The sequence below is a fragment of the Bartonella sp. CM86QHHN genome (genome assembly GCF_042194695.1).
Lineage (GTDB): Bacteria > Pseudomonadota > Alphaproteobacteria > Rhizobiales > Rhizobiaceae > Bartonella.
The window spans coordinates 1-22,841 of the sequence record NZ_JBHIND010000023.1; the positions used below are offsets into that span (position 1 = coordinate 1).

The window sequence follows — 22,841 nt, forward strand, 5'->3', positions numbered from 1 at the left end:
TTTAAAATCTGTGCCTTCTTTAAATTCCTTGCTTCCTTGAACGATTTTGATAAACGCGGTGATGCTTTTATCAGGAACACCATCACGCCCAGCGGCAACGGCACCACGGGTGACGTTAACGGTTTTTTCTTTTGTCAACAAAAGAGACTGAATATCGGCAATAGGAAAATAATAGGGTTTAAAGGTAAAACTTGTTTTCCCTTTTGAAGGCGCAAAAATATGCGTTTCGCTAGGAACAACGCTTGTCGAAAAATCTTGCATCTCTTCATGGCGCAAGGCGGCAAGGCGTTTACGTTTAAAGCCATTGATATTGGCTTCTCCTTCTTGAATACTAAACACTTGGCAACCGTTATTGGCTCCCAATGCGCTTACACGGCAGCCACTCACGATATAATGCCCATGGGCGCGGTCGTACGTCGCAATAGCTTGCATGGCGGGTTCAAGGAGTGAGGGTGATTTTTGATCAATCAGAACACCATCTTGCAAGATATAAACCGGAAAGAAAGTGCCATTCTGCGCATCCTCTTTTAGTGCCCAAACAAGCTGTGCTGTTTCGCGTGCGGCACCAGGCTCTCCTTCTGCCAATGTGCCAGGGACTTGCCCCAAGAGCTCTGGATCATCTTCGTGTGTTATCCATTTTTTTTGCAGCTTCACACCAATTTCCAAGCGCCCAATCATGGCAACATTGTTGAGTACGGCTTCAGAGACCGGAAAAATATCACCGGCAATATAAATCTTGCCATCCGTTAAAGTGACGGTCCTTGTGTCTTTGTTGACAAAAGCATCAGCGCGTTCAACGCGGTCTCCTTCTTGTGCCACAAGGCGTCCCAAACGGTCATGACGCCCCCTGATGATGGTTTGAACCTCATTTAGTTCACCACTTTGAATAAAGGGACGCGTGCCATAAAAGACAACGCTTTGTTGTTCCTCTTTGCCGCGAGATCTGTCAATTGCAAACGGTAAACCACTTTCATGCTTCATGTTAAAACCTCAATAAAATCTTGAATTGTTCGCGAACATCGGCACGCAAAGAAATATTGATGGGTGTTTTGAGTATCTCGACACCACCATTCAGTTCATTGACGTCACACCAAAGCTTTCCAAGGGGGATATCTTGTTTGGGAATGCCGTGAACGAGAATAGAAACAAATGCTGCTTGTTTGCCATCAACATCGTGAAAATCTGTGCGTGCTGCAACAAGAAGCGCCGTGCCCATCGAGGAGGGCTGGAATCTGCCGCCACAATGGCTATACACACCATCCAAAGCCTGTTCGACAGGCGCTACAGCATAGCATCTGCGATACCCAATCACGCTATTTTGGCTGTCTCTTAACACGAAATAAAGCGTGCGGTTGCTAAACCACTCTGCCATGAGTATATCGCGTTCATGTTTTTTGACCGAACACCACGGAAAATTTGCCATGTCCCATGGATAATCGATTTGTTCCCAGCTTAACTCCTCGTCAAAGTCATCAATCCAATTGCCAATAAGCTTGCCTTCTTCTTTTGTGAGGGTATGATTGATTTCTGTTGTGCGCCCAAAGGAAAACAAAGTGTCCCCAGCTGTTAAGCGAACACCGCTTTCATACTCCAACATGCTGTCATCAAGCCGTGACATATTGCCTTCCATGGCTTGCACATTATAACCATAGGTCCCACGGCGAAAATCAGAGCGCAAACTTTTGGAAAGGTCGGTAATCGCTTCAATGGCTTCAAGGCTTTTGCGTTCAGGCAACTGATCAAAATCAAGTTGAAAGGAATTCCACCATGCTCGCCCCGTCCAGGCGGGTTGAAAGCGTGCCGAAATCCCTAGCCATTCAAGCCCCATCTCTATTGCCGCAAGGGAGCCGCGAATATTTTGCCATGCAAGACCCTGATCAATTAAATCATAAAGGTTAGAGAAATAAGGGTTTAATTCTTGTAAGCCATATTCGTCTATTAAAAAGGGCAACCAAGAAGGCGGACGCGTGATAAATTTCGCGCGAGGTATTTCTTCGAGTGCAGTTTTAACGTGAAGTTCAAGAGCCATTGCTTCTGCAAAACAACGTTCAAACAAGCTCGAATTCGGGGGCAAAAGTGAGGAAAGCATCAATAAGCACGCCCCCGTTCAAACAAAACAATATCCCCTAGTGCGACTGCTTCATCAGGTGCGACCAAAATATCCTCAAAAGGTTGCGTTATGTTCACATGGTGAACGCCCTCAACCATCAAGCGGCTTAGTATCCAACTTAAAGACAAATCACGCCCAAGCCTTTGCGCACGCGCCCATTCTGCTCTTAAATTCTGCTCCGCTCTTTCCAAAACAAAGGAGCCTTCATCCGGTAACAACCAAAAATCAGCAGAAACATTGATCATCCGCTGTACCGCGCTTTTCACAAGGATGTGGTCATTGGTCATTTTAACATGGGGGGCATCAAGGGCTGCTTGCACCTTTGCAATTAAAGCCTCATCAGCCACCCCTGAAGGAGCGTCACTAAAAAGCGCAACATGAATAAGCGGACTTTTACCCTCACGATAAACAAAAGCATCTTTGACATGGATATCGCTTGAGAGGGCAAAATATTGGTAACGTGGCGCTGTGCCACCTGTGGAATGCCCTTGTCTATTCAAACGAATGCGGCGGCGCAAACGCGCATCATCTTCATCCAAAAGGCGCGTGATCCCATGAAAATCCCCCAAATGATCTAAACTTGTTCCATGGGCAAATGTGAGTAAATTATCCCGCGCCACTTCATTAATTCGCTGGCGCAATAGCAACTCTTCATAAGCCGCCGCTTGCAATTGAATGACAACCGGATCATAAGCCGTCTTTTCCACATTATAAGGAATATGATGCGCCGCAAAAAGCTCAGTCAAACGCGTGATCTTTTGCTCTAAAATTGTTTCAACAGAAAGCTCTTCAATAATTTGTGGCAAAGGAATCTGTGAAAAGGATAAAGGTTCAAACTCAATCATCACCAACCTCTAAATTGATGCTCATTGGCTCTTTGTGTGACCAATCCCCCAAATGCCCATTGGGATAAAAAACACCCGTTAAAACAAAATGGAATGTGCCTTCACGCGTTGCTTTTGTCAGATCAATCCTCTGCAACGAGAACCCAGGCTCTCCACACTCTGGATCATCGAGTGCTTCAACAATTGCTTGATAAAGCTGCATCATCGTCGCAGGATCAGCATTGGCATCTTGGAATGCTCCAACATCACATCCATAATGACGATGCAAAACCCGTGTCCCAATTCTTGTCGTCAGACATTTACGAAGTGACTGTTGACAATGCGCAAATCCATATAAAAGAGAGCCATCCTTTTCGCTCATCCCGCACCGCATGCTTTAAGCCCCTTTGCTTGTCTTTGTGGTAGAAACCGTTGGGGCCGCCGCAACAACAGGGGCTGGTTTTTCAGCGATCTGACCAAGCAGCAACGGATATTTAGCCTCTTCCTCACTTAAACAAATTTCCTCACCCTTGCCCGGTGAACGCTTGCCTGCAACAAAATCGGCATTGGTTAAAATAACATAAGTGTTCTCACGCATGATAAAACTCCTTTAAAGAGGGGAAGAGGTTGTGGAGGGACCCATTTTGACCCCACCGTGTTTGTGGCTTGCGCCAACAGATTTTTGATTGTGCTGCAAATCTTCTGCTTGAATCCGCACACTGCCCGTTAATTCAACACGGGTTGCTTGATGAGAAAGCACCAAACCTTTTTCACTCAAATGGATTTGGTTTTCCCCATGGGAGAGAATGAGCTCATTCTTCGTGATACGCAAAGCGCCACCGGCATAACACAGAGCAAGCTCTTGCGGCGAGCGTGCGGGATTAGGCGCATCCTCACTATAGCTATCGCGCACCACCAGAGAAGCAGAACCAATTTCGCCATGGGGGTTTAACAACCGCACCGGGTCACCAACATGGAGGGGCATATTGCTTGAGAGAGCGCCAGAAGCTTCTTGCGCTTGTAGCCAAGGCGATAAAACCGCTTGTCCATTGGAACCCTGTTCGGAAAGTTTCACCCGCACCCTATGGCCATCAACTTGCACAACCCGCCCGATCATGTGCTGGTTGGCAAGACAGCGTTCAAGCGCATCAAGACGCTTCATTATTTGCCGCAAGGTGTCACTCAAGAGATGTGCGTCATTCATGCCCCCACCTCATTGTCCCATGAAATCAAACCACTTTTGAGTTGTCCTTCATCACAAAAAATATCATGTCCCAACTGATGCAAATCTTGGTGCCATTCCACCACGCTTATCGATACACCACGCTGCTTAATCGCCGCGGAAATAATCGGTTCAATCTGGACATCACGCGGGGCACTCAAATGCGTTAGCCCCCACAATTGCCCGCTATGACAAAGCACCGCAATGGCTTCTGCTAAAAGCCAACTGGAAACATCACGCTCTTTACCAGTGGTAATAATAAAAGCCCCTAAATGAAGATCAGCACTCATCTGTCCACTTGCTACAGGATTCAAACGGCTTTCTAACACCGCAACCCGTATTGCTGGAGCCACCAGCATCTGTGTTTCAAGTTCTTCTAAATTAAAACGTCCAAATTGACAGCCGCAATCACGCACATCCGGTAAAGCGCCTTTAAGGCTTCTTATCACCGCTTCACGAAACTGATTAATGCGCCCGGCATTTTTAATCGTTTGACTCATGCAAAGACCCTTTCCAGCCAGTCTTCTGTCGCTTTGACAATTTCCACTTTATTGTGCTCTGAAAGCCCCAAATAAGGGCGTGCGGGCATGGTCACTTGATGCACACAAACAAAGCGGTGTGCATTGCCGCTTTTAAGAAAAAAGCGCAGTGTCTTGCCATTTTTCGGGCGAATAACCCCACCCAATTGATGAATCCGCGCATAAACCAACCCAGAGCCCACAATCACCTGTTCTGGTGAAGCTTTCATATCAATGGAGCGTGAAAGCGCCCCACTGGCATAAAGAATGGAGGTGCGGGCATAATTGTTTTTCCACTTCTCTCCTTGGGCAGAATTTTTTTCGCTTTGAATCCGCCGCCTTGTGCTTTCTTGGATGAGACGCCCAACCCCTTGTGCCAAAGTCCCCATCGAGCTATCAGCGCCCTTTTGCAAAAAGGATAAAGCCGCTTCAAGCCCTGTCTCTTTAATCTCAATATGGGTTGCAACAGACATGTTACCTTCCCATCAAACGCGGCTTGGCATGAAAAAAAGCCCCATCACGAACCGGTCCATCTTCGCTCATAATTTTAGGTTCATCTATGCCTAAACCCGCTTTGCCTTCGGCAATACGTTTCAGCAAATCAACCGCCTGTTTGTAACGATCTTCAATGGTCGTGGTCAGCGCCGTATGGCGTATGGCTAAATTATAAACAGCAATATTGACACAGATCATACCCAGAGCCGCTGGCTGTCCAGCAATGGGGATTGAGTAGCGATGAGACAAATGCACATCAATCTCACCACTTGCCTGTTCGAGCGCGCGGGCAATGGCTTGCTCTGAAAAAACTGGATCAGAGTTCTCATCCATCCCACACAAATCATCCAAGAAGTCATCACCCCAGAGCTCTTCAATCAATGTTTTGCTTGCATAAGCCATGTTTAAAAGTTTCCCTTAGACAACTTCTTGCAACAAAACACCGGCATCTTTTGCGGCAACCAATTCACACACACGTTCCCCCACACGCACCCGTTTGCCGCCTGATAAGCCGATATCTGGATCTTGGATCACTCCAGACAAACGTTCGCCCAACTGGGCGCTAAAACCCCAACTGATCACCGAACCATCTGCCTGTTGTTTGGTAGGGTCAATATAAAGCAGTGCAATCTTATTGCCCCACACGCGTGCCAATTGTGCCGAACGCCCTTTACGTGCCAAATTCACTTGCGATTCACCAATGAGTAAACGATCGGGGTGTATTTCCATCAGATCAGCAAATTGCGCCTTGGTGACAAAACCATCAGCAGTGCCACCCCCTTTAACAGCTTTGATGATTTTGGGATGACGTTTGAGTTTTGACCAAACAACTTTGCCCATAACAATGGTGTTGGGCGTATAGACGAGACTTTTATCCATCGCTTCATCTAAAGTGGCATAAGGGTCAGATTTTTCATAGTCACTGAATTTATTCTCACCTTTGAGAGTTATCACGCGCTCTGGTGCGTAATTTTCACTTCTTTGCACAAGGGCTGCAACACGCACTTCACGCCCCAATTCTAGCAAATTGGCAAGTCCCTCTACAGCTGTCTTTTCGGGGTTATAACGAGAGCGCTTTTCTGCCCATGCGCGTGCCGCTGCTTCAATATCTGAATTGGGGATAAGATCATCAAGTCCGTAATCTTTGACACTGGCTTCCCGTTCAAAGGCAGAAAATTCCACCACATTCGGGCGCCCTTTCCGCCCAATCTCAAGTTCAGGCACGGTAAAATTTTCCGCTAAGGGAAATTCACTATATTTAAACACTTCACTTAAAACACAAACGCGTGGCAAAACTCTATCGCCAATAAGAGAACCTGCTGGATTGCGATAACCAATAGCAATAGCGGTGAGTGTTGGATCAATGGGAAAAGGTCTGTTCATCATATGCCTCGATTAATTAATTTTAAAAGAAATAACATCACCAGCAGAACCATCACTCATGGCAATACCAATGGTGCGATCTGCTGCTTCTGCCCTTATGGCGTGCCCCTTTGGGTCAGAGGTCAAAAAATCACCAAAGGAAACATTGCCTCCACAAACCACTTCGCCCCAACCACATTGGCCAACATCAATCATCTCACCAGCCTTTGCACTCAATGACCCAGCAGTCCCTAATAATTTATCACCCTTACCAGAAGCCGTTGCCACCATTCCGTCACCGCGCGCTGCAACAATGCAATAAGGTGAAATCACATCTATGGCGCGAAAAGATTTAATTAAAATCATCGTACTCATGATTGGCGCTCCTTTTGTTCGCAAATATAATCAACTGCTTGGCTAATGGTGATGTCGAAACCTTTTTGCTTCTGCTCTTCCTTATAATGGCGTGCCGCAACAGCAACCTCTTCTGGCGCAAGCTTTGGTTCTTGCTTGAGACAAGAGGTCTCCAAAGGACTCCTAGCGGCAAGCGCCGGCAACTTCTCGACCAAACTTTTAAAATGTTCCACACCCCCTTCAAAGCTACAGAGTGCACGATATTCCTCGCGGGCAGCCGGCAAAATCTTGCCCTCTTCAATGGCCTTGTCTAAAAGGCTCTCAATAGCCTTATTTTTTTGCTCTTCTTGCAAAAGCGCTAAATCTTCTTGCACCTTTGTCAATTGAGCACAAAGTTCCGCGCGTTCTTTTTCGCGCGCTTTAAGCGTTGCTAAAATCTCATCCGCTTTAGCATCTTCTGCCAGTGATAGTGCACTGGCAATGGCTGTCAAATCCATCATTTTCTCCGTCAAAGTTATAGGGGAAGGCTGTTCACGGCTTAAAGCCGTCATGACAAGGGCTGGACGGTTCACCAAACCAGCACCGGCTAAATTTAAAATTTCACCTTTCTTGGAATGGCGAAACTCAGGTGAAAGATAGCGATATTCTTGGGAAACAATCTTTTTAGCGGCCATATCGGTCCATTTAACACGCCCCCAAATCGCACCATCCCGCTCTGCTAATTCTTCAATCCAGCCACTTGCAGGTGCTTCTAGACCATTTCTCGCACGGTGATGTTGCCCATGCTCATAATCAATCACAAGCGGTCCTTTATTGGCTGCAAAGGCTTTTAAAATAGTTTGCGGGTTATAATGCCATTGTCGTCCATCACGTGCCTTCACATGGGGCGCTTTGGGCAACAACTCTACCCATTCAGGCGCTTGGCTAACGGTAGCGTCTTGGCAAAGATCTATTAACGCAGCATGAAATGTTTCTGCATCCCCATCTTTTTGATCTTCGTGAAATTCCTGTTCCATACATTGCCTATTGCTTTACAATTGTCATTGGCAATACAATGCATGAAACTTACTCCCACTATAAGTCTGACACTGTCAGTCAAAAGAGCATTTCTCAAAAAAGCACTCTTTTCCCTATTATTCTCCTTGTGAGAGAAACCCCCGTGCCAAACCATCCCATAAAATCGTTTTCAAAGGCACTTCAAAGGCGATAGAGCGCCGTTGTGAAGTGAGAGGTACAATTTATCGCCTTATAAAAAAAAGCCTCTCTCAAGCCGTTTTTTAAAGATTGCTTTTGAACGTTGAAACTGTTAGATTACCTGCGAGGCGTGAGCCAGTTATGCCAGGGCGGCTTTGCCGGATCTGCGAGGAGTTGACCGCCCTCCACGCCTTCTCATTTTTCTCGACACCAGTTCCTTCTCACAAACACCAACAGAGCTTTACGGTGTTTTCTTTACAACAACCGTTCATCCTTCTTTTCCCTTTTAAAGAAAACACCCCCAAACACTCTTAATAAAAGTCAAACACTCTTATAAAATTGTTTTCAAAGACACTGGCGACAGAGCACCATTTTTTTAAAGATTGCTTTTAAACTTTTAAACTGTTACATTATCCGCGAGGCGTGAGCCAGTTATACCAGGACGGTTTTACCGGATCTGCGAGGAGTTGACCGCCCTCCACGCCTTCTCATTTTCCTCGCCTCTTTTCCATTAAGAACAAAAGACTTTCTTCCTGTTGTTTTCTTTACAACAACCTCTCGCCCTTTTTTTCAGCCGCATCCAATAAGCGTCCAATTTCTCTAGAGCTTTTTTTATGCATGGAGGTCAACCACCATTCTTGTTTGCTTGCCACGAATTTAACTGCTAAGCGCCACCATACCCCATCATTTTCACCCAAAAACACAACGCTCGGTACACCTTTTCGCCTGATAATGCCATGGGGGCGGATGAGCGTTTGAATGGCGCCCCGAAAATCATCCAAGCGAAGATCACGCGCTTGATGCTCTAACAAAATATGTTTCACACTGTCTGCGGATAAGCGAATAAGAGAATTTTCCGCTGCAAAAACATCACGCACCTTTTGGATCATTGGGGCAATGGGAATAAATCCACGCGGCATATGTCCTTCAAACATGGCTTCCAAAAGTGGTGAACCCACAATATCTTCAATGGCAATGCGTTTGTCATTGTCCCCCATCACAGAGACTTTATCACTCAAAAAATTGCTTAAGTTTTGCGCGCGATGTTTCCCAGGGTTCAAATGCCAACCAGGATCAATCCCCTTTGGTATCTTCTCAATTTTCCCCGTTCGCTTATTGTGCCAAACCTGCTTTTCAACATGAAGTGGCTCTGCCCCCTCTTCATAGCCTAAATCTTCTGCTTCATAACGGCTTACCTGTCGCACACTACATTTACACCGCCAGCCATTGGGTGGATAAAGCCAATCCCAAACCGGATCATCAACAGGTGCCGTAAACCCCACCCAACTTTCATGTTCTAAACGCTTATGTTCTGAACTCGACAAAGCATAGGTGAGATAGGGCAAAAATTCTTTATTATTTTGTGTGCGCTCCCACTCGCCTGCTGCATGCGCACTCATGGTATTGGCCCAATAGACCGTTTCTAAACGCCGTGGGCTGCCCAATTGCACCACGCTCTTTTCACCAGTTTTGGGGTCAATGCTGGTCTTTTTACCCCACCAACCCTTTTCCTGTAAAATCGGCATCAAATTTTTTTGAAAATCTTGAAAAGGAACTTGATGCTTTATGGCTTCTCCAACCGCTCGCTTAAAATCCTCCAAAATATCATAGCCTAGCGATTTTGCCACCGTAAAGGAAAAGGCATGTTCTTCTGGTGCTATATCACGCCAATCAAAGCTTGGAACAAGTGCCTTGGCTTCAAAATAACGGGTGACCTCTTTAGGGGCGGTTTTAAAAAGTTCCTCATCCATGATACCCAAGCCCACGTGCAATCATTTGTACTTTTGCCAAGCGCGCTGCTAATGCGTGATGATCCATCTCACCTAGCAATTCATCTAAGCCTTTAAGGATATCCTCATAACTTTTTGCTTCTCTCACAAGCTTTTTAAAAGGCTCTAAAAGGGGTTCTAAGTCCTCTTCCCAGTCGCTTAAAGCTTCTTGTGAAAGTCGGTCCAATTCGTCGTGATGTTTTCCACCCTGCTCTTTTGCACCCTTGTCCTCTCTTGTCACAGAAACATCAAAAACACCTCCACAATCAGCACAAACATGAGCCTTTTCTCCCCTCTCATCATCAAGCGCATTATCAGGAGCCTTTAAAACATCCTCTTCCTTTTTTGGTTGCGAAAAACCAATCTTATTGCGCACTTCTTGCGCCCCAACACGCAAACCCAAAGGCACAAGTTTTTCCAGTGCATCACTAATCGCTTTAATATCTTCATTTTCCGAAATCGGCCAATAGACAAGGGGGGCGCGCTCTTGGCGTCCAAAATTAATCTCAACAAAAGGCACAATCAAATCACGATTAGCCGTTAAAGCTAATTGGCGTGCATCAGCTCTGGCAATATCATGGCGCACATTTTCATGAATGCGCGCTTGCGAAAAGGACGAACCATCATCCGTCGTCATGGTTTGCCCCAACACACCTTTAGAAATTTGTCGATCTAAATATTCCGCCTTAGAAGCAAACACCGCATTGCCACTGCCCCCTGCCGCTTCAATAAATTCAATCTCCATCTCTTTGGGAATAATCGCTGCCGCATCACTGGATAAATCACGCACTGCTTGAATGAGAACCCGTCGCTCCTCATGAGAAGAGCTTGCCCCATATTTACCCACACGCAAAGGCATGCCATAAACTTCTAAAAATGCCATCCAATCTTTCAGTGTATAAGACTTGAAGAGAAATGCCCAAGCTGCAAGCCGCGCAAGCCCAGAACGAATAGGCAAACCGCTTTTTAACTTGGGTCTGTGAATAGAAAATTTATAAGCAGGCAATTCACTTCCATTAAAAGACCCCTCTTCTTTTAAACGCAAATGAAAACCATCCCGCCGATCCAATTGAAAAAACCGCTGGTCACGCCATTTCCAAGCAACCGGCCACCATTCCTTGGCACTCTTGTCCCACAAGGTTTCTACAACCGCATAACCTTTCCCCAAAGCATCCAATAAATCCGTCACATAATCATCAACAAAGGTAGGCGCACTAATCACTTCCCGCACCGCATCTGCTATCTTTTTGTCCTGTGCACTATTGCTTGCGGCAATCACTCCAGGCTCCACCCCTGTGAGAGCATTTTTACGCATGCCAAGCACAGCACGATAATGCAAATCACGCTCTTCCATATCATCGGCAAGTTGGAAAAACTGCTCTGGATGACCCTCTGCTGCCTGTTGTAAAATATCAGCAAGTTGCGCAGGGGTCAGACCACTGACAATGGTTTGTGACCACACATCACGAACACCGCCAACGGTAGGGCTTGCGACTTCTCTCTCCAACCCTTTGATATTAAGCGCCCTGCCCCACTGATCTAAAAGTTTTACCATCTCATCATCCCATCAATAAATCTTTGATCGCATTGTTGAAAAAAAAGGCGTTGAAAAGAGCGAGCTTTCATCAAAACGATAAGCCTCTCTCGCAGGTGTATAATCATAAATTTCAGGAGTTTGGCGGTTGGCAAAATAAGCCAAAGCGCAAGCAATCGCGCTATCACCATGGCGCATAAAACCATCACTGCCTTTAAAACGATGATTGTCTGGAATCTTCACAATGCCATTGACATAAGCAAGCGCTTGATGATCGGCAACAATGTCACTATCGCGCGGCAAAACAATCGTCCCATCCCCAAAAGCTTCTAAATAAGCCGGCATTTCCTTGCCATACCAACTTTGTGACAAGGGCACTTCCTTCACAAGAGCTCCATAACGTTGCGCCGCTTTTTCGGCTAAATAAGCCCCATTGCCCCGCGCATCTAACGCGCCGCCCATCAAACGCGGCAAACCATTCACCCCATAAAATAAAATCTCTCTTTGTTGATCAAACGGCGTATTGCGCAATTCCACCATAAACCGGACACGGCGCACCAAATCTTGTCCCACCTCCATCACCACAATGGAGGTGGCATCACCACTGCGGGCAAAATCAACGCCAAAAACATGTTGGCGCCGCCGGTCAAGCCCAGCATGAAGAGGTTTTATATGCTTCTCACACCAAGCAAAAGCAGCAACACTTCGTTGATGTTCCGATTGATTTTTAAAATCATCCACACAAGCAAAACGCAACACCGCAATACCCGGAGCACAACAATTTTCAATCTGCAAACGTGTTAAAGCAGCCCCTTCTTGATCGGCTGGTATGGCATCTAATTCTTGGCGCATAGCAGCCAAACGCACCCCATAAGAGGCACGAATTTGCTCTTCCCATTGTTGCTCAGATGCTCGACTCCACACCTCCCCCTTCATGGCACAAACCCGTTTAAACAAGCCATTTTTAACAGCAACACCAAAGGGGTAACAATGCACCGAAAAAGGCACTTTGCCTGCTCGTGCTTCACGGATCAATTCATTGAAAGGATTGAGCACACCATTATGGGTGGAGATCACACGGATTTTTCCTCCCCAAATGAGCAAAGCATTGACAGCATCCAAAACAGCGCGCACATCTTGATGAAATGCCGCCTCATCAATCACTACAATGCCCTGTAGTCCGCGAATATTTTCAGGGCGGCTAGAAAGCGCCTCAACCCGAAACCCCGAAGCAAAACGCACCCGATAAGCAGAGATATATTTCGTTGAACCATCCGCCCTTTGATCAGAGAATAAAAATTCCTCAACATCCCCACTATGGCTCGTAATTGCCGAAGCAAAATTGCTCACATAGCCAATAAATTCCCGCCCCTTGTCTTTGGTGTCACCAATATAAAAAACATTATCGCCCCTCGCTTCACGTGCCGCCGCTGCAATCAGTGTATCATCCAAAGCTTCGGCAAAAGTAATACCGGTGCGCCGCCCCTTTTCCACCAATTTTAACGGGGACTTATCCTCAATCCATGCCCGTTGATGCGCCATCAAAACGCCTTCCGCTAAGGGATCACTCTCTTTGGGAAAAGCACTTTTCCGCCAAATATCAAAGCCACTTTGATGATCAAAGACATGACTTTTTGAAAAGGGCTGTTCAGCCATGTTTTACCCCCAACACCTGCGCACGAATAGCTCGCGCTGTTTCTTCTGAGAGCCCCGCCGCCGCTGCTGCTGCGTCAACCGCTTTGCTTGCTTTAGTGGTAAAATCCTTCTCTAATCTTTGCCGTCTGGTGGTCGACAAATGTTCAGCCGCCAACACGCCTTTAAGCGCATTGGCCAATTCTTGTGCTGCCTTTGGCGAAAGGTTTTTCCCACTGCTCAACGTGGAAAAAATCAACTCCTTAATCGCTGCCGCCGTCAAAAGAGTGATATTATCAGAAGCTTTGGCATCAAAACGCTTGGAAAGACTTGCGGCAATTTCTCTTGTCTGTTCTAGGCGCCGTGACATCACGGCTAGCCGCAAAGAATAACGATTAAAACTCGAAAAGGAGGGTATAGAAAAGTTGAGACCCGTTTCCTTTCGTAAAGCCTTCAAAGCCGCTTTAAACTCACCATAAATAGCCATTTGCGTCTTCTCACGCCCATTTAAAGCCTCAGCAGCAGCAGCAATAATTTGATCACAAGCTTGCGGCAATAAATCAATCGCCGTTAAACGTCCACGCCCGACCTTGCGCATTCTTCACCTCGTCTTTTATTGATGAACGTTTAGGCCGCTTAATCCCCTCAATGGAAAAGCTTCGGTCTAAATGACGCGCTCCCCGTTCTGTTAATGCCGCAAGAAAAACCGAACCCACACATTTTAAAGTAACAGCACCTTGATCTTCCATCCATGCCAGTTCATTATGCACAAAATCGCGATCGCGTCTGATGCCATAACTGTATAAAAGCCGCTCAATCATCGCACTCGATAAAGTTTCACTGCGCTCACAAGCAAGCCCTTTTAAAATAATCAACCGCGCTTCTTCACGGATGATTTTATCCATATCTGCTTTCATTTCTTGGCATTCTCCAACAAAAACTCTTGCAAGCGCTCACCAATGGCTGCCACCGGTTGTAATTGTGCAGAAAGCGTGTTGAGACGACCATTCAATTTCTCCATATTCACTTCCAATCTTTGCAGCGCATCACGATCAGGCAAAAAGTCCATCTCTGTTTCTAACTTTTGCACACGCTCTTTAAGCGCCGTGATATCTTTCAGCATTTCCCGCGCACCTGAAGAAAAATAGGCTCTCAAAACCCCACAAATCGCAATAACCGATAACAATAAAGACAACCAGCCATTGGCAACACTGATATCCAAATTCACTTAAAAGTCCCCTCTCTTGTGCCTAAAATCGCCCGCTCCGCAGCTTTTCTACGCTGTTCACAAATCAATAAAGCAGCACGATCACGGCTCCAATAATGCACCACTTCGCGCGCATTCAAAGCACGCTCTGGCAATAAAGCTGGGCGGGCACACGCCATGCGAACAACAGGCGGCAACTCAACCGATAAAAAATGATAAGAAAGGCTACCCACCGGCTTGTGTGTTGAGCAAGCGCACACGCTCAAGCCCAATGCCACCGCCAGTAACCGGCAACTTCCCATTGACTTCCTCCATTTTCACAAGCTTTTGTTCCAAAGCCGAAATCACCCCTTGCGCTTGATGCTCAGCTTCCAACGCTGCTTGTCTTTGTCGCTCTTGTACAAGCAGTGCACGTGCTGAAGCCTTGGCAATCTCCAACTGCCAATACAAATCACGCGCCTTTTCCGCTTTTAAAATTTGCGCTTTCATAAAGCCAAAAGCCGCCAACATCACACTGACCAAAAAAAGCAGACCAAAAGACAGTTTTGAAAGTGGGCTAAACATTGCTTTTATCTCCCCACCTCGTTATCTCCACCCCATCATAGGAGCTGCTATGCCGCTTATGGGAATGTTTCCTATTAGAAAAATCTACAGAACCAAAGCCACGATGTACCCCCAGATTGCCAACAATAATCGCCACCATCGAAGGAATAGAAATGCTCGCCATATCAACAATATGCGGAGCCCCCCACAAACCACCAGAAACAAGCAAAAAAATAACCCCCCAAGCAAACCAAAAGGACCACCATAAATAAAGCCTAGAACCACGATAAGAAGGTTTCATACCTTTACCTCGCATGAAAGCTCCAAAAGCTTTTTAGCGCGGTTCAAATAAGTCAAACGTTGCACAAGTCCATTTCTTCCCCCATTAATCGCCTTGGTAATCCCTAGATAATCATCTTGATCAGCCAGCCTATTCAAGCCTTTCATTTGCCAAAACCAAACAGCAGACCAAAGCGCTGCTGGAAACTTTTCCAGCTCTTGCGGAAATGCTTCACAATCAACCGCTTGTTCATCGACTAAGCGCCAAAACCTCGTAAAACGGCGATAATTATTGCGCCCCGTTAATTGGATCAAACCACGCCCCTTAAAGCGCACCCCATCCCCAGGGTTGACATTGCCTAAATCACGCCGCCCCTCATAAGCGCACCCTGAGGCATATTCACGCAGGGTAAAAAAGCCATCACTCTCATGCGCACATTGGCTTAAAAAATGCGCAATACGCAACGGTGTTGTGAGTGCCCCATAAGATAAAGCTTTAGGCAACACGCGTGCCATTTCAACGATAATAAAATCTTGACGCGCATGATGCGCCAGTTTAGGCGCAAGGCGATGAAGAAAAGAAGCATCTATTGAAATCATAACAAACCACTCAATGAATAAAAATCCATCCGCAGTTTATCGGATCTCCATCCCCCAATATAAGCCTGACACTGTCAGTCAAAACTCTCAATACTCATAAAACTCTGAAAATAACGAACCTTGTGGTTCTTGCAAAGAAATTTTCTTTTTCAAGCGATAGGCTGTGCGCACATGCATACCAGAAACAGCAGCGGCAGCATCCACCGACCAGCCTTTTTGCAACGCTTGCACCATTTTTTGCCGCCGTTCAGCATCTCTGCCAAGGGGGATAAGAAGACGCACTCCCGAACCATTAAAACAAAAATGGTTGATGAGTTGCTGCGCCTCTTCAAACCCAACAATTTCAATCAACCAATCCGCACTCTCAAGACGCCCGGGTATATAAACTTCTCGTCCACCAAAAGCCCGCATCATATTCCATGCTGCTTCACTGCCCGCAACATCAGCTATTTCACGCAATAAGGCAGGAAAATCGCTATAGATTTCCTCTTGCATACATGCTTACCCCTCGCTTTTAACACCTTTACGGATTTTCCGCCCCCAAACATTCATAACTTCTCTAAAGTCGCCCCCATTCATCTCGCCCAAAGCTTTACCACTTAACGCCATAACACTTTGGTGAAAAGCCCCAAGGTCAAACACTGGGTCAAACACAGCATCGGGATTCAAACGCTTCCATTGGGCACGCAAAATCAAATATCCTGGCATTTTCTGCCATGAATCTTCGCGGTTTTTTCCTCTCCAGTCAACCCCACCCTCACGCTGCAACCAACCTTTCAACGCCTCAATGGCTCTGCATGCATCATCGCTATCGCGTAAAAAACGAACATGATCAACGCCTGTCTGTCTTTTCACAAAGGCAAGCAACGCCTTATCTGAACGATCACGAATAATGCCAAGATTCCACCCAGCAATCCAGAGCGCCTGCAACTTCTTGGCATATTTTCCCTCTAAACGCTTCCCATTCGGCTCAAAACCACACGCTTTCATTTCATCGATAACCAAGTGCTTTTCTGAAAAATTCAAATCTTTCGCCGATTGCTTGCCTGTCAAGCGATAGAGCAGTGCGCGATAGGTCTCATCATCAAGACCTAACGCGCGTTTTCCCATATGAAGGACAGCTAAAGACATCTCTCCCCCCTCATGTCTTCGCCAGATCAATGGTCACAGCACGCCAAGCGCTTTCTAATGTATCGCGCTCATAAAAACGCACATATTCCTTAGATGTTGTCACACGGATCGCTTCACGAATGGCACGCATCGCCTCTTTCCAGCGTGGATCATCAATATCCAAACGCAACAGCATAAAGATCTCGCCCCGATTCACCTTGCCTTCTTTATCCGTATTAAAAGCACGCGTAATAATCGCACGGATTTCAGGGCGTGCATCCGCAGACCATTCATTCAAACACTCATCAAGAAGGCTTTTGGCAATTTGCAATTGCGGTCCAAAATCAACACTTTCCTGAACTTGCACCTTAATACGTTGCAAACCATCAAAGCTTGTGTAAGTACAATTGCCCTTTTTGCCACGCCGCTCCACACCATATTCTTGCGCAAGCAAGCTATCAAAATCACTCAAATCCGCAATCGTATGGTTGTTAAAACGTGCAATCCTTGCCGATAATTCTTTCGCAAAACCCATAATTTTGCGCACCGTTTCATCCTCTAACAAATCCGCAGGGCGGATCAAACTTACCGGCACCAAAGCCCCTTTTGCATCCTTCATATAACGCGTGCCTTCAAGTTCAATTTGTGGATTCATCACCAACTTCCTCCTGTGTTTTTTGAAAACGACGAAATGGCACAACATCCCCTGAAGAAGGCGCACATCCCGCTTTCAATTGCCAACGACACCGCATAAGCTCATGACTTAAAACGTGGTTATAGCCTGCCAAACGACGCAAATACTCATTCAATTCTCGAACATCTTGTCCATGCATAAAAATGCCATTCACCTCATACTGTAAAAAGGCAGAGCGCAAAGCAATCAAGCTATCTCTTACCATATAGGGGTTACGTTCCATCATTTGCTTCCTCCAAAATCCATATAAATCACACGATTGCTCTTATCTTCATCTCGATCAGAGCTGTCACACTCAGCCAAAACTTCTGCAACTTGGCCTTCCAAAACCGCATCCGCTTCCCCCAAACGGTGAACACTCAACTCCAATTCAAGCAATAACGCCAAATCAACACACAATTTAAGCTTTTCTCCAATATCAAAACCGCATTGATAATCGTCATAAAGACCAACAAGCGTATCGGATAATTCTTTGTCGCATAAAGAGATCATGCCAATTCCTCCACGTCACGGTTTTTCCATGCCGCTTTGACATGTTTCAAAGTCACCTCACACCCATCTCCAAGCGCTGCCATGCGTGCCAACATCATGGTTTTGTCAATTTGCCGCAAAGCTCCAGCCTTTAAGCCTATCCCTGTCAAAAACTTTATCGCACCAACATCTTCAATCCCCCAATCATGAATGCGCGCCGCAATATCCTCACTATAGGGCTTGCGCCGTTTCAAATGCATCGCCAATCGGCTTTTAATTTGCGCATAAGAGGGACCATTTTGACGATGAACCAACCGCCCCGAAATTTCATCATTGCCAACCAAAGCCAACCCCGTACCATTGATATCAACAAAGTGGCGCAACTGATTAATCGCCTCATCCGTTAAATTTTGCGCTTCATCAACGATCAACAACGTACCACTGCCCACGCGCTCTAACTTTTTGCCAATCGCACGCGTTAAGCGGGTGGGATTATATTCCACCACTTCCAATTCTGCTGCCATATCATTCAAAATACCGTGAACACTGCGCGTATGCGGGCTGGCTGTTACCAGATAAACATGCGGGCGGGTAGAGCGATAATGGCGGCAGGTTTCGGTCTTGCCACTGCCCGCATCAAGCGTAATCATCACCATATCCCCCGTACTTTGTGCCAGTGTTAAAGTATCAATAATCTCACTGGCAATTCGATTCCTCTGAAAGGCTGGTTTTTCAGGGATCTTCTCCAAAAACCCCGCCGTTTCCTTTAAAACCTCAACCCATTGTTGAACCTTTGCATTTTGCTTACCCAATTGCCCCGCATAACTGCCCGCATACCATTGCGAAAACGTTCCATCCGGCATGCCTATGCGCCGCGCCACCTCTGCTTTCGACCAATCATTCATTTGCCCCAAAGCTCTCACCGCATCCACAAGCTCATTCCATAAAGCAATGTCATCACTGTTGCGGTTTTGTGCTGTTCCATTAGGCTGGATTTTAGGTCGCGCCCAAGGATTTTTATCGACCGTTGCATTTATCGCGTTTTTCATGTATATTCCCCTTTCGTATTGATTTTAGACTATTGATAAGGGGAAGGGCTCCCAACCGCCCCTTATCTTTTGTCTTCAATAAACATTTAAAGCCGTACGCGATACTAAAACGGCTAACCTTGCAAATCCCCTCTCTTTCTCACACATCAGGGAACCTGCTAACTCCACGCATCTCTCCCGATCAGGCAAAGATACCTAGAAACTTCATGTATTGATTAGACTTTTAAAGGATTAAGATTCCTCCCCCCTTTCTTTGTTAACGCTTCAACCTGGTACGCGATACAAAACCAGCTTCCTTTTGAGAATTCTTACAAATCCCCCCCTCTTTCCTTTCCTATCGTTTAGGAAACTTGATCACCTCACGCCCCTCATCAGAGGCGGAAAGCTTTCTCAAAGCTTTATGCAAATGCGTGCTAAATTCTTCCTCCCCCAAAACCTCATCATCGTCTGCTTTCAAAGCTAAATTCCCCACATTGTTTGGCATCAAGCGGCTCACCTTTGGCTTTATCGGAAGCTTCGATTTGAACGCTTCATCCTTTTTCTCAAGGCGACCATAAACATCTGCCAAGTGATCAGGCGCAAGCTTTGCCGCTAGCTGTTTTTCTGCTTTAACAGCCTTCACATATTCTTTACGCAAACGCCCATTCAAGCGCGCCGCCTGCTGGTCATAAAAACCTACATCACAAAGGCATGGTGCCAAACAAAGCAACCGATTATTCAAATCATAAACCCGTAAATCTTGATGCAAATTATCCGGATCAAAGCGTACAATCACTTTTTTCCCCGCATGCTCATTCAACGCCCGCGCCCAATAACGATTGCCATAAAAATGGATCTCGCCCGTACCCTTTTGCACACGCAATGCCTCAGAAGTTAAAAGCCATAAAGCCCGTTGTGCTGCACTCGCTTGCCGAACTATCGTCCCCTCGGCTTGCAAACTCTCTGCAAAGGTCTCATCAAAACTGCGCCCCGCACAATTAACCGCCTTGCGCCCCGCTTGCGCATTATGCGCCACAATTTGCGCACCAACATGGGCTTTAAACGCTTCAAATCCTATCGCGCGCTTGCCATAATCTTCAGGCTTGGCATCCGGTTTATTGCCCGTATAAGCCCCCGCACAAAAGGGATGTTTCGAAATCGCTTCTGCCAGATCACGCCATGCCCGCTCAATCGGTTTAGACTGTCCGCTATAAGGGGTGGTCCATTGCAATTGCACCCCCAAGCTCGTCAAAAGCCCTTGCGGATCATCCGGCTTAATCTTAAAACGAAAACGGTTTTGCACACCTCCAGAAATCCACTTGCTGGTAAAAGCGCGCCCATTATCCAAGGTCATACGCTCTGGTATGCCATAAGCTTCCACCATGTCCCCAATCACCAAACGCACGATTTCCCAAGTCTCAGCATCCGACAGGCGCCACGATAAAATCTTGCCCGAATAAAGATCTTGAATGGCAATCAGATAAAGCCGCACAGGCTTTTCTGTCCAAGGAACATTCACAAAAACATCCAGCTTATGCCCGTCCATATTCACTGCTTGCAGTGCATGCAAGCTCGAGCGATCACGCCGTTGGGCTGGATAAAGCTTTTTTGCCTTTTCTTCTCCCTCACGCGCTAAAACCACAACCGCTTTGGAAACTTGCGCCTTAAAACGACGCCGCAAAGCCCGCTCAGAAGGAATGGGCTGCCAACCCCGCTCCTGCGCAACCGAAACCATGCGCCGATAACACGCCGAAAAAGCAGGTTTAGAGGGGCGCAAATAATCCGAACAAAAAACCTCCCACGCCCCCTCATGACACGGCGCAAATTGCGAAACATTCTCCTCACCATAACAAGGCGCTAAAGCTGCCAACCAATCAGGGCGCTCATACCCCTCCACCATCTGCCGCCAATTAAAAAGCGACATCCGACTTACACCAAATTGCACCGCACTCAAACTTGCCGCATCATGCACCCCCATACCGGCATGAAGCAAATCTTCCCAAAAACAAAGTGCCTTCAAACGCTCTTCACAGCGCCTTTTATGCGCCTTGGAAAGCCCCTCATAACGCACCCAAATACTTGTCTTTTGATCGCTTTTCTCTGTCTTTTCTTCTACACAAATTCCACCTGCCCGCACCAACAACGCCGCCCGCGCCCCCTCCGGCAATAAAGAGATGTGATACTCCCAAACCGGCTTGGTTTTGCCTAATGTTTGGCGAAACAATTGTGTATTCAAACGCCATTTCTTAAGCGCAAGATTGTTGAGACCGATCTTTGTTTTCGGCAACCCTGGCAAAGCTGCCTCAGCCAATTCGGCAATAGTAAACCATTCCTTCATGGCTGCCCCCTTTTAATGCGAACCGGCGTTGCGCGCATGGCTTTCAATTGCGCTGCAATCTCCCGCTGTTCCTGCTGCAACCGCGCAATCTCTGCTAACCGCGCCTCATCTCCTTGCAACAGCAACAATCCATCTTCACTCACCACCTCATCCCAGAGCCAAAATGCCTCTGTCGCCCGCACAAATGCCTTAAACCGCGGCAGGGAAATATCCACCTGCTTACTTTCCGCAACATAAGCATCCAAACTCGCCTTACTTAAACACCCAATCCCTAAATAATGCGCCATACGCTCTGCAATCACACTGCGCTCATGCCGGCATTCTCTCAAAGCCCGCGCCATCGCACGCTTAATGCGCGAGCGAAACCGCCCTAAATCAATCTGCGCAACCGGTTCGCGGCAGGGAAAAACCGGCTTTTGGAAAAAATCAAGCTGCCCGCAACCATGCCTCTTCATGACAGCACCTCCCCACGTTCTCTTGCAAGATAATCACAAAACCGCGCCCGTGTCTGCGCATCTGCTCTCTGCCAAACACCTAATAACTGAGCAAAAATCCGTTCCTGTTCATTGATTTGCGGCGGCGTATTAACCCCATTGACCAAATCAACAGCCCGCCGTAAATCCCCCTCAACCTGTTGCAAAGCAATTGCCACCCGCCGTTGCGCAACCGGCTCCATCTTCGCCAGCTTCAACAACTGCGCTTGATTATCTGCCAATGCCGTCCCCCGCAAAACCGACCGCAACTCCGGCTGTAAATGCTGGGCAATGTTGTTAAGACGTCTTACTGATTTTGAAGACAAACCAATACGGTCCGCCACATGTTCGGCAAAAGATAAAACTGTCCCTTTACCACTTTCTTCATCTGTATAAGAAATAGGGACAACTTGTCCCAATTGCTCACCACCGATCAAAGGGACAAGTTGTCCCTTTGATTTTTCATCCCCTTCACACCCAGTTTCATGGTGCTCTGAAGAGCCATCATTTGGCAAAGGGTCAACTTGACCCTTTGCCACTTTGTCCTTTGTATATTGATTACCACCGATCAAAGGGTAATGTTTACCCTTTGATTTTCTGTCCCCACCAACCTTAATCTCCCCATACTTCTTTTCCCACAATTCGCGGTAAGTCTGGACAAAAAGCGCACGGTCAATCACCGATAATTCATTGCGAAAGAGGTTTTCTGCCACTTCTAAAAGCGCGGCATTATCCTTATCAGCCTGCACCACAACGGCATCAATGTCACTATAGCCCAAAAGCTCAGCAGCACGAAGCCGGTGTGCACCAGCAATAAGCGTGTAATTACCCTCTTTAGCATTAGGGGTATGGCGCACCGTAATCGGATTCATCAATCCCTCCCGCGCCATTGATTGCGCAAGTGCCTTGGCATGCTCATCATCCACAGGGCGTATACGCTCCGGCACCACAATCACATCAAGAGCAAGCTTTTGAAACTGTGCCATCACGCCACCGCCTTTCTGATCTCTTTAAAGAATAAATCCATCGCACGCCCCGCCCATCTTCGATAAGCTTTCGCAAAAACGGGTTCTTCCAAACGCCG

32 protein-coding genes are annotated in these 22,841 nt (G+C 46.8%); 1 reads left to right on the forward strand and 31 read right to left on the reverse strand.

Annotated elements, in window-relative coordinates; genetic code table 11:
• The 12 genes from ACFIKX_RS01820 to ACFIKX_RS01875 all read right to left on the reverse strand — a co-directional run.
• Window positions 1–981 (reverse strand): DUF4815 domain-containing protein (locus tag ACFIKX_RS01820; RefSeq protein ID WP_375661194.1); only part of this gene is annotated, 981 nt, incomplete at its 3' end.
• 1 nt (window position 982) lies between these two features.
• Entirely contained in the window at window positions 983–2,089 is a 1,107-nt protein-coding gene (locus tag ACFIKX_RS01825; protein ID WP_375646250.1) for a phage tail protein, read from the reverse strand.
• A complete protein-coding gene (locus tag ACFIKX_RS01830; protein ID WP_375629464.1) occupies window positions 2,089–2,955 on the reverse strand; it encodes a baseplate J/gp47 family protein in 867 nt (288 codons plus the stop codon). Before ACFIKX_RS01830 ends, ACFIKX_RS01825 begins: the two co-directional genes overlap by 1 nt.
• Window positions 2,948–3,328, reverse strand: a complete 381-nt coding sequence (locus tag ACFIKX_RS01835; RefSeq protein WP_375629467.1) for a GPW/gp25 family protein — start codon at window positions 3,326–3,328, stop codon at window positions 2,948–2,950. The genes ACFIKX_RS01830 and ACFIKX_RS01835 overlap by 8 nt, the downstream gene beginning before the upstream one ends.
• Before the next feature lie 3 nt (window positions 3,329–3,331).
• Window positions 3,332–3,532, reverse strand: coding sequence for a hypothetical protein (locus tag ACFIKX_RS01840; protein ID WP_375629470.1), 201 nt, complete (start codon window positions 3,530–3,532; stop codon window positions 3,332–3,334).
• A gap of 12 nt (window positions 3,533–3,544) precedes the next feature.
• Window positions 3,545–4,138: a baseplate assembly protein gene (locus tag ACFIKX_RS01845; protein ID WP_375629473.1), complete on the reverse strand. Its 594-nt coding sequence runs from the start codon at window positions 4,136–4,138 to the stop codon at window positions 3,545–3,547.
• Window positions 4,135–4,656 (reverse strand): hypothetical protein, encoded by a 522-nt coding sequence (locus tag ACFIKX_RS01850; protein ID WP_375629476.1) that lies wholly within the window; start codon window positions 4,654–4,656, stop codon window positions 4,135–4,137. Before ACFIKX_RS01850 ends, ACFIKX_RS01845 begins: the two co-directional genes overlap by 4 nt.
• Window positions 4,653–5,147: a phage virion morphogenesis protein gene (locus ACFIKX_RS01855; protein WP_375629479.1), complete on the reverse strand. Its 495-nt coding sequence runs from the start codon at window positions 5,145–5,147 to the stop codon at window positions 4,653–4,655. Before ACFIKX_RS01855 ends, ACFIKX_RS01850 begins: the two co-directional genes overlap by 4 nt.
• A 1-nt stretch (window position 5,148) precedes the next feature.
• A complete protein-coding gene (locus ACFIKX_RS01860) occupies window positions 5,149–5,571 on the reverse strand; it encodes a gp436 family protein (protein ID WP_375612327.1) in 423 nt (140 codons plus the stop codon).
• A gap of 15 nt (window positions 5,572–5,586) precedes the next feature.
• On the reverse strand, window positions 5,587–6,552 hold the full coding sequence (locus tag ACFIKX_RS01865; protein WP_375629482.1) for a capsid protein: 966 nt from the start codon (window positions 6,550–6,552) through the stop codon (window positions 5,587–5,589).
• 12 nt (window positions 6,553–6,564) lie between these two features.
• Window positions 6,565–6,906, reverse strand: coding sequence for a hypothetical protein (locus tag ACFIKX_RS01870; RefSeq protein ID WP_375629485.1), 342 nt, complete (start codon window positions 6,904–6,906; stop codon window positions 6,565–6,567).
• The gene (locus ACFIKX_RS01875) at window positions 6,903–7,901 is read right to left on the reverse strand and encodes a phage protease (protein WP_375629488.1); all 999 of its coding nucleotides are present in this window, start codon (window positions 7,899–7,901) and stop codon (window positions 6,903–6,905) included. Before ACFIKX_RS01875 ends, ACFIKX_RS01870 begins: the two co-directional genes overlap by 4 nt.
• Before the next feature lie 333 nt (window positions 7,902–8,234).
• On the opposite strand from ACFIKX_RS01875, the gene ACFIKX_RS01880 reads away from it, so the two are divergent.
• Window positions 8,235–8,369 (forward strand): hypothetical protein, encoded by a 135-nt coding sequence (locus tag ACFIKX_RS01880; protein ID WP_375629067.1) that lies wholly within the window; start codon window positions 8,235–8,237, stop codon window positions 8,367–8,369.
• 255 nt (window positions 8,370–8,624) lie between these two features.
• On the opposite strand, the gene ACFIKX_RS01885 is transcribed toward ACFIKX_RS01880, so the two are convergent.
• From ACFIKX_RS01885 to ACFIKX_RS01975, 19 genes are all read right to left on the reverse strand, one after another.
• On the reverse strand, window positions 8,625–9,830 hold the full coding sequence (locus ACFIKX_RS01885) for a phage minor head protein (RefSeq protein WP_375629070.1): 1,206 nt from the start codon (window positions 9,828–9,830) through the stop codon (window positions 8,625–8,627).
• Window positions 9,823–11,403 (reverse strand): DUF935 domain-containing protein, encoded by a 1,581-nt coding sequence (locus ACFIKX_RS01890; protein WP_375629072.1) that lies wholly within the window; start codon window positions 11,401–11,403, stop codon window positions 9,823–9,825. Before ACFIKX_RS01890 ends, ACFIKX_RS01885 begins: the two co-directional genes overlap by 8 nt.
• Before the next feature lie 12 nt (window positions 11,404–11,415).
• Complete coding sequence (locus ACFIKX_RS01895; RefSeq protein WP_375661195.1) at window positions 11,416–13,038, reverse strand: hypothetical protein; 1,623 nt, start codon at window positions 13,036–13,038, stop codon at window positions 11,416–11,418.
• The gene (locus ACFIKX_RS01900; RefSeq protein ID WP_375629076.1) at window positions 13,031–13,612 is read right to left on the reverse strand and encodes a phage protein Gp27 family protein; all 582 of its coding nucleotides are present in this window, start codon (window positions 13,610–13,612) and stop codon (window positions 13,031–13,033) included. The genes ACFIKX_RS01895 and ACFIKX_RS01900 overlap by 8 nt, the downstream gene beginning before the upstream one ends.
• Complete coding sequence (locus ACFIKX_RS01905) at window positions 13,575–13,931, reverse strand: hypothetical protein (protein ID WP_375629079.1); 357 nt, start codon at window positions 13,929–13,931, stop codon at window positions 13,575–13,577. Before ACFIKX_RS01905 ends, ACFIKX_RS01900 begins: the two co-directional genes overlap by 38 nt.
• Window positions 13,928–14,242: a DUF2730 family protein gene (locus ACFIKX_RS01910; RefSeq protein WP_375607966.1), complete on the reverse strand. Its 315-nt coding sequence runs from the start codon at window positions 14,240–14,242 to the stop codon at window positions 13,928–13,930. Before ACFIKX_RS01910 ends, ACFIKX_RS01905 begins: the two co-directional genes overlap by 4 nt.
• The gene (locus ACFIKX_RS01915; RefSeq protein WP_375629082.1) at window positions 14,239–14,454 is read right to left on the reverse strand and encodes a hypothetical protein; all 216 of its coding nucleotides are present in this window, start codon (window positions 14,452–14,454) and stop codon (window positions 14,239–14,241) included. The genes ACFIKX_RS01910 and ACFIKX_RS01915 overlap by 4 nt, the downstream gene beginning before the upstream one ends.
• Window positions 14,447–14,785 carry a hypothetical protein gene (locus ACFIKX_RS01920; RefSeq protein WP_375629085.1) on the reverse strand — a complete coding sequence of 113 codons (339 nt, stop codon included), beginning with the start codon at window positions 14,783–14,785 and terminating at the stop codon, window positions 14,447–14,449. Before ACFIKX_RS01920 ends, ACFIKX_RS01915 begins: the two co-directional genes overlap by 8 nt.
• Window positions 14,778–15,065 (reverse strand): hypothetical protein, encoded by a 288-nt coding sequence (locus ACFIKX_RS01925; protein ID WP_375629088.1) that lies wholly within the window; start codon window positions 15,063–15,065, stop codon window positions 14,778–14,780. The genes ACFIKX_RS01920 and ACFIKX_RS01925 overlap by 8 nt, the downstream gene beginning before the upstream one ends.
• Window positions 15,062–15,643, reverse strand: coding sequence for a glycoside hydrolase family 19 protein (locus ACFIKX_RS01930; RefSeq protein WP_375629090.1), 582 nt, complete (start codon window positions 15,641–15,643; stop codon window positions 15,062–15,064). The genes ACFIKX_RS01925 and ACFIKX_RS01930 overlap by 4 nt, the downstream gene beginning before the upstream one ends.
• Before the next feature lie 87 nt (window positions 15,644–15,730).
• Window positions 15,731–16,138: a helix-turn-helix domain-containing protein gene (locus ACFIKX_RS01935; protein ID WP_375629092.1), complete on the reverse strand. Its 408-nt coding sequence runs from the start codon at window positions 16,136–16,138 to the stop codon at window positions 15,731–15,733.
• 6 nt (window positions 16,139–16,144) lie between these two features.
• On the reverse strand, window positions 16,145–16,774 hold the full coding sequence (locus ACFIKX_RS01940; protein WP_375629094.1) for a regulatory protein GemA: 630 nt from the start codon (window positions 16,772–16,774) through the stop codon (window positions 16,145–16,147).
• A 10-nt stretch (window positions 16,775–16,784) separates the two neighbouring features.
• Window positions 16,785–17,408 (reverse strand): DUF3164 family protein, encoded by a 624-nt coding sequence (locus tag ACFIKX_RS01945; protein WP_375613741.1) that lies wholly within the window; start codon window positions 17,406–17,408, stop codon window positions 16,785–16,787.
• Window positions 17,392–17,670, reverse strand: a complete 279-nt coding sequence (locus ACFIKX_RS01950; RefSeq protein WP_375624050.1) for a hypothetical protein — start codon at window positions 17,668–17,670, stop codon at window positions 17,392–17,394. Before ACFIKX_RS01950 ends, ACFIKX_RS01945 begins: the two co-directional genes overlap by 17 nt.
• The gene (locus tag ACFIKX_RS01955; RefSeq protein ID WP_012231825.1) at window positions 17,670–17,939 is read right to left on the reverse strand and encodes a hypothetical protein; all 270 of its coding nucleotides are present in this window, start codon (window positions 17,937–17,939) and stop codon (window positions 17,670–17,672) included. Before ACFIKX_RS01955 ends, ACFIKX_RS01950 begins: the two co-directional genes overlap by 1 nt.
• The gene (locus ACFIKX_RS01960) at window positions 17,936–18,967 is read right to left on the reverse strand and encodes an AAA family ATPase (RefSeq protein WP_375613740.1); all 1,032 of its coding nucleotides are present in this window, start codon (window positions 18,965–18,967) and stop codon (window positions 17,936–17,938) included. The genes ACFIKX_RS01955 and ACFIKX_RS01960 overlap by 4 nt, the downstream gene beginning before the upstream one ends.
• Before the next feature lie 334 nt (window positions 18,968–19,301).
• Complete coding sequence (locus ACFIKX_RS01965; protein ID WP_375629097.1) at window positions 19,302–21,284, reverse strand: transposase domain-containing protein; 1,983 nt, start codon at window positions 21,282–21,284, stop codon at window positions 19,302–19,304.
• On the reverse strand, window positions 21,281–21,739 hold the full coding sequence (locus ACFIKX_RS01970) for a hypothetical protein (protein WP_012232200.1): 459 nt from the start codon (window positions 21,737–21,739) through the stop codon (window positions 21,281–21,283). The genes ACFIKX_RS01965 and ACFIKX_RS01970 overlap by 4 nt, the downstream gene beginning before the upstream one ends.
• Entirely contained in the window at window positions 21,736–22,743 is a 1,008-nt protein-coding gene (locus tag ACFIKX_RS01975; RefSeq protein ID WP_375629100.1) for a ParB/RepB/Spo0J family partition protein, read from the reverse strand. Before ACFIKX_RS01975 ends, ACFIKX_RS01970 begins: the two co-directional genes overlap by 4 nt.
• Window positions 22,744–22,841: the final 98 nt, after the last annotated feature.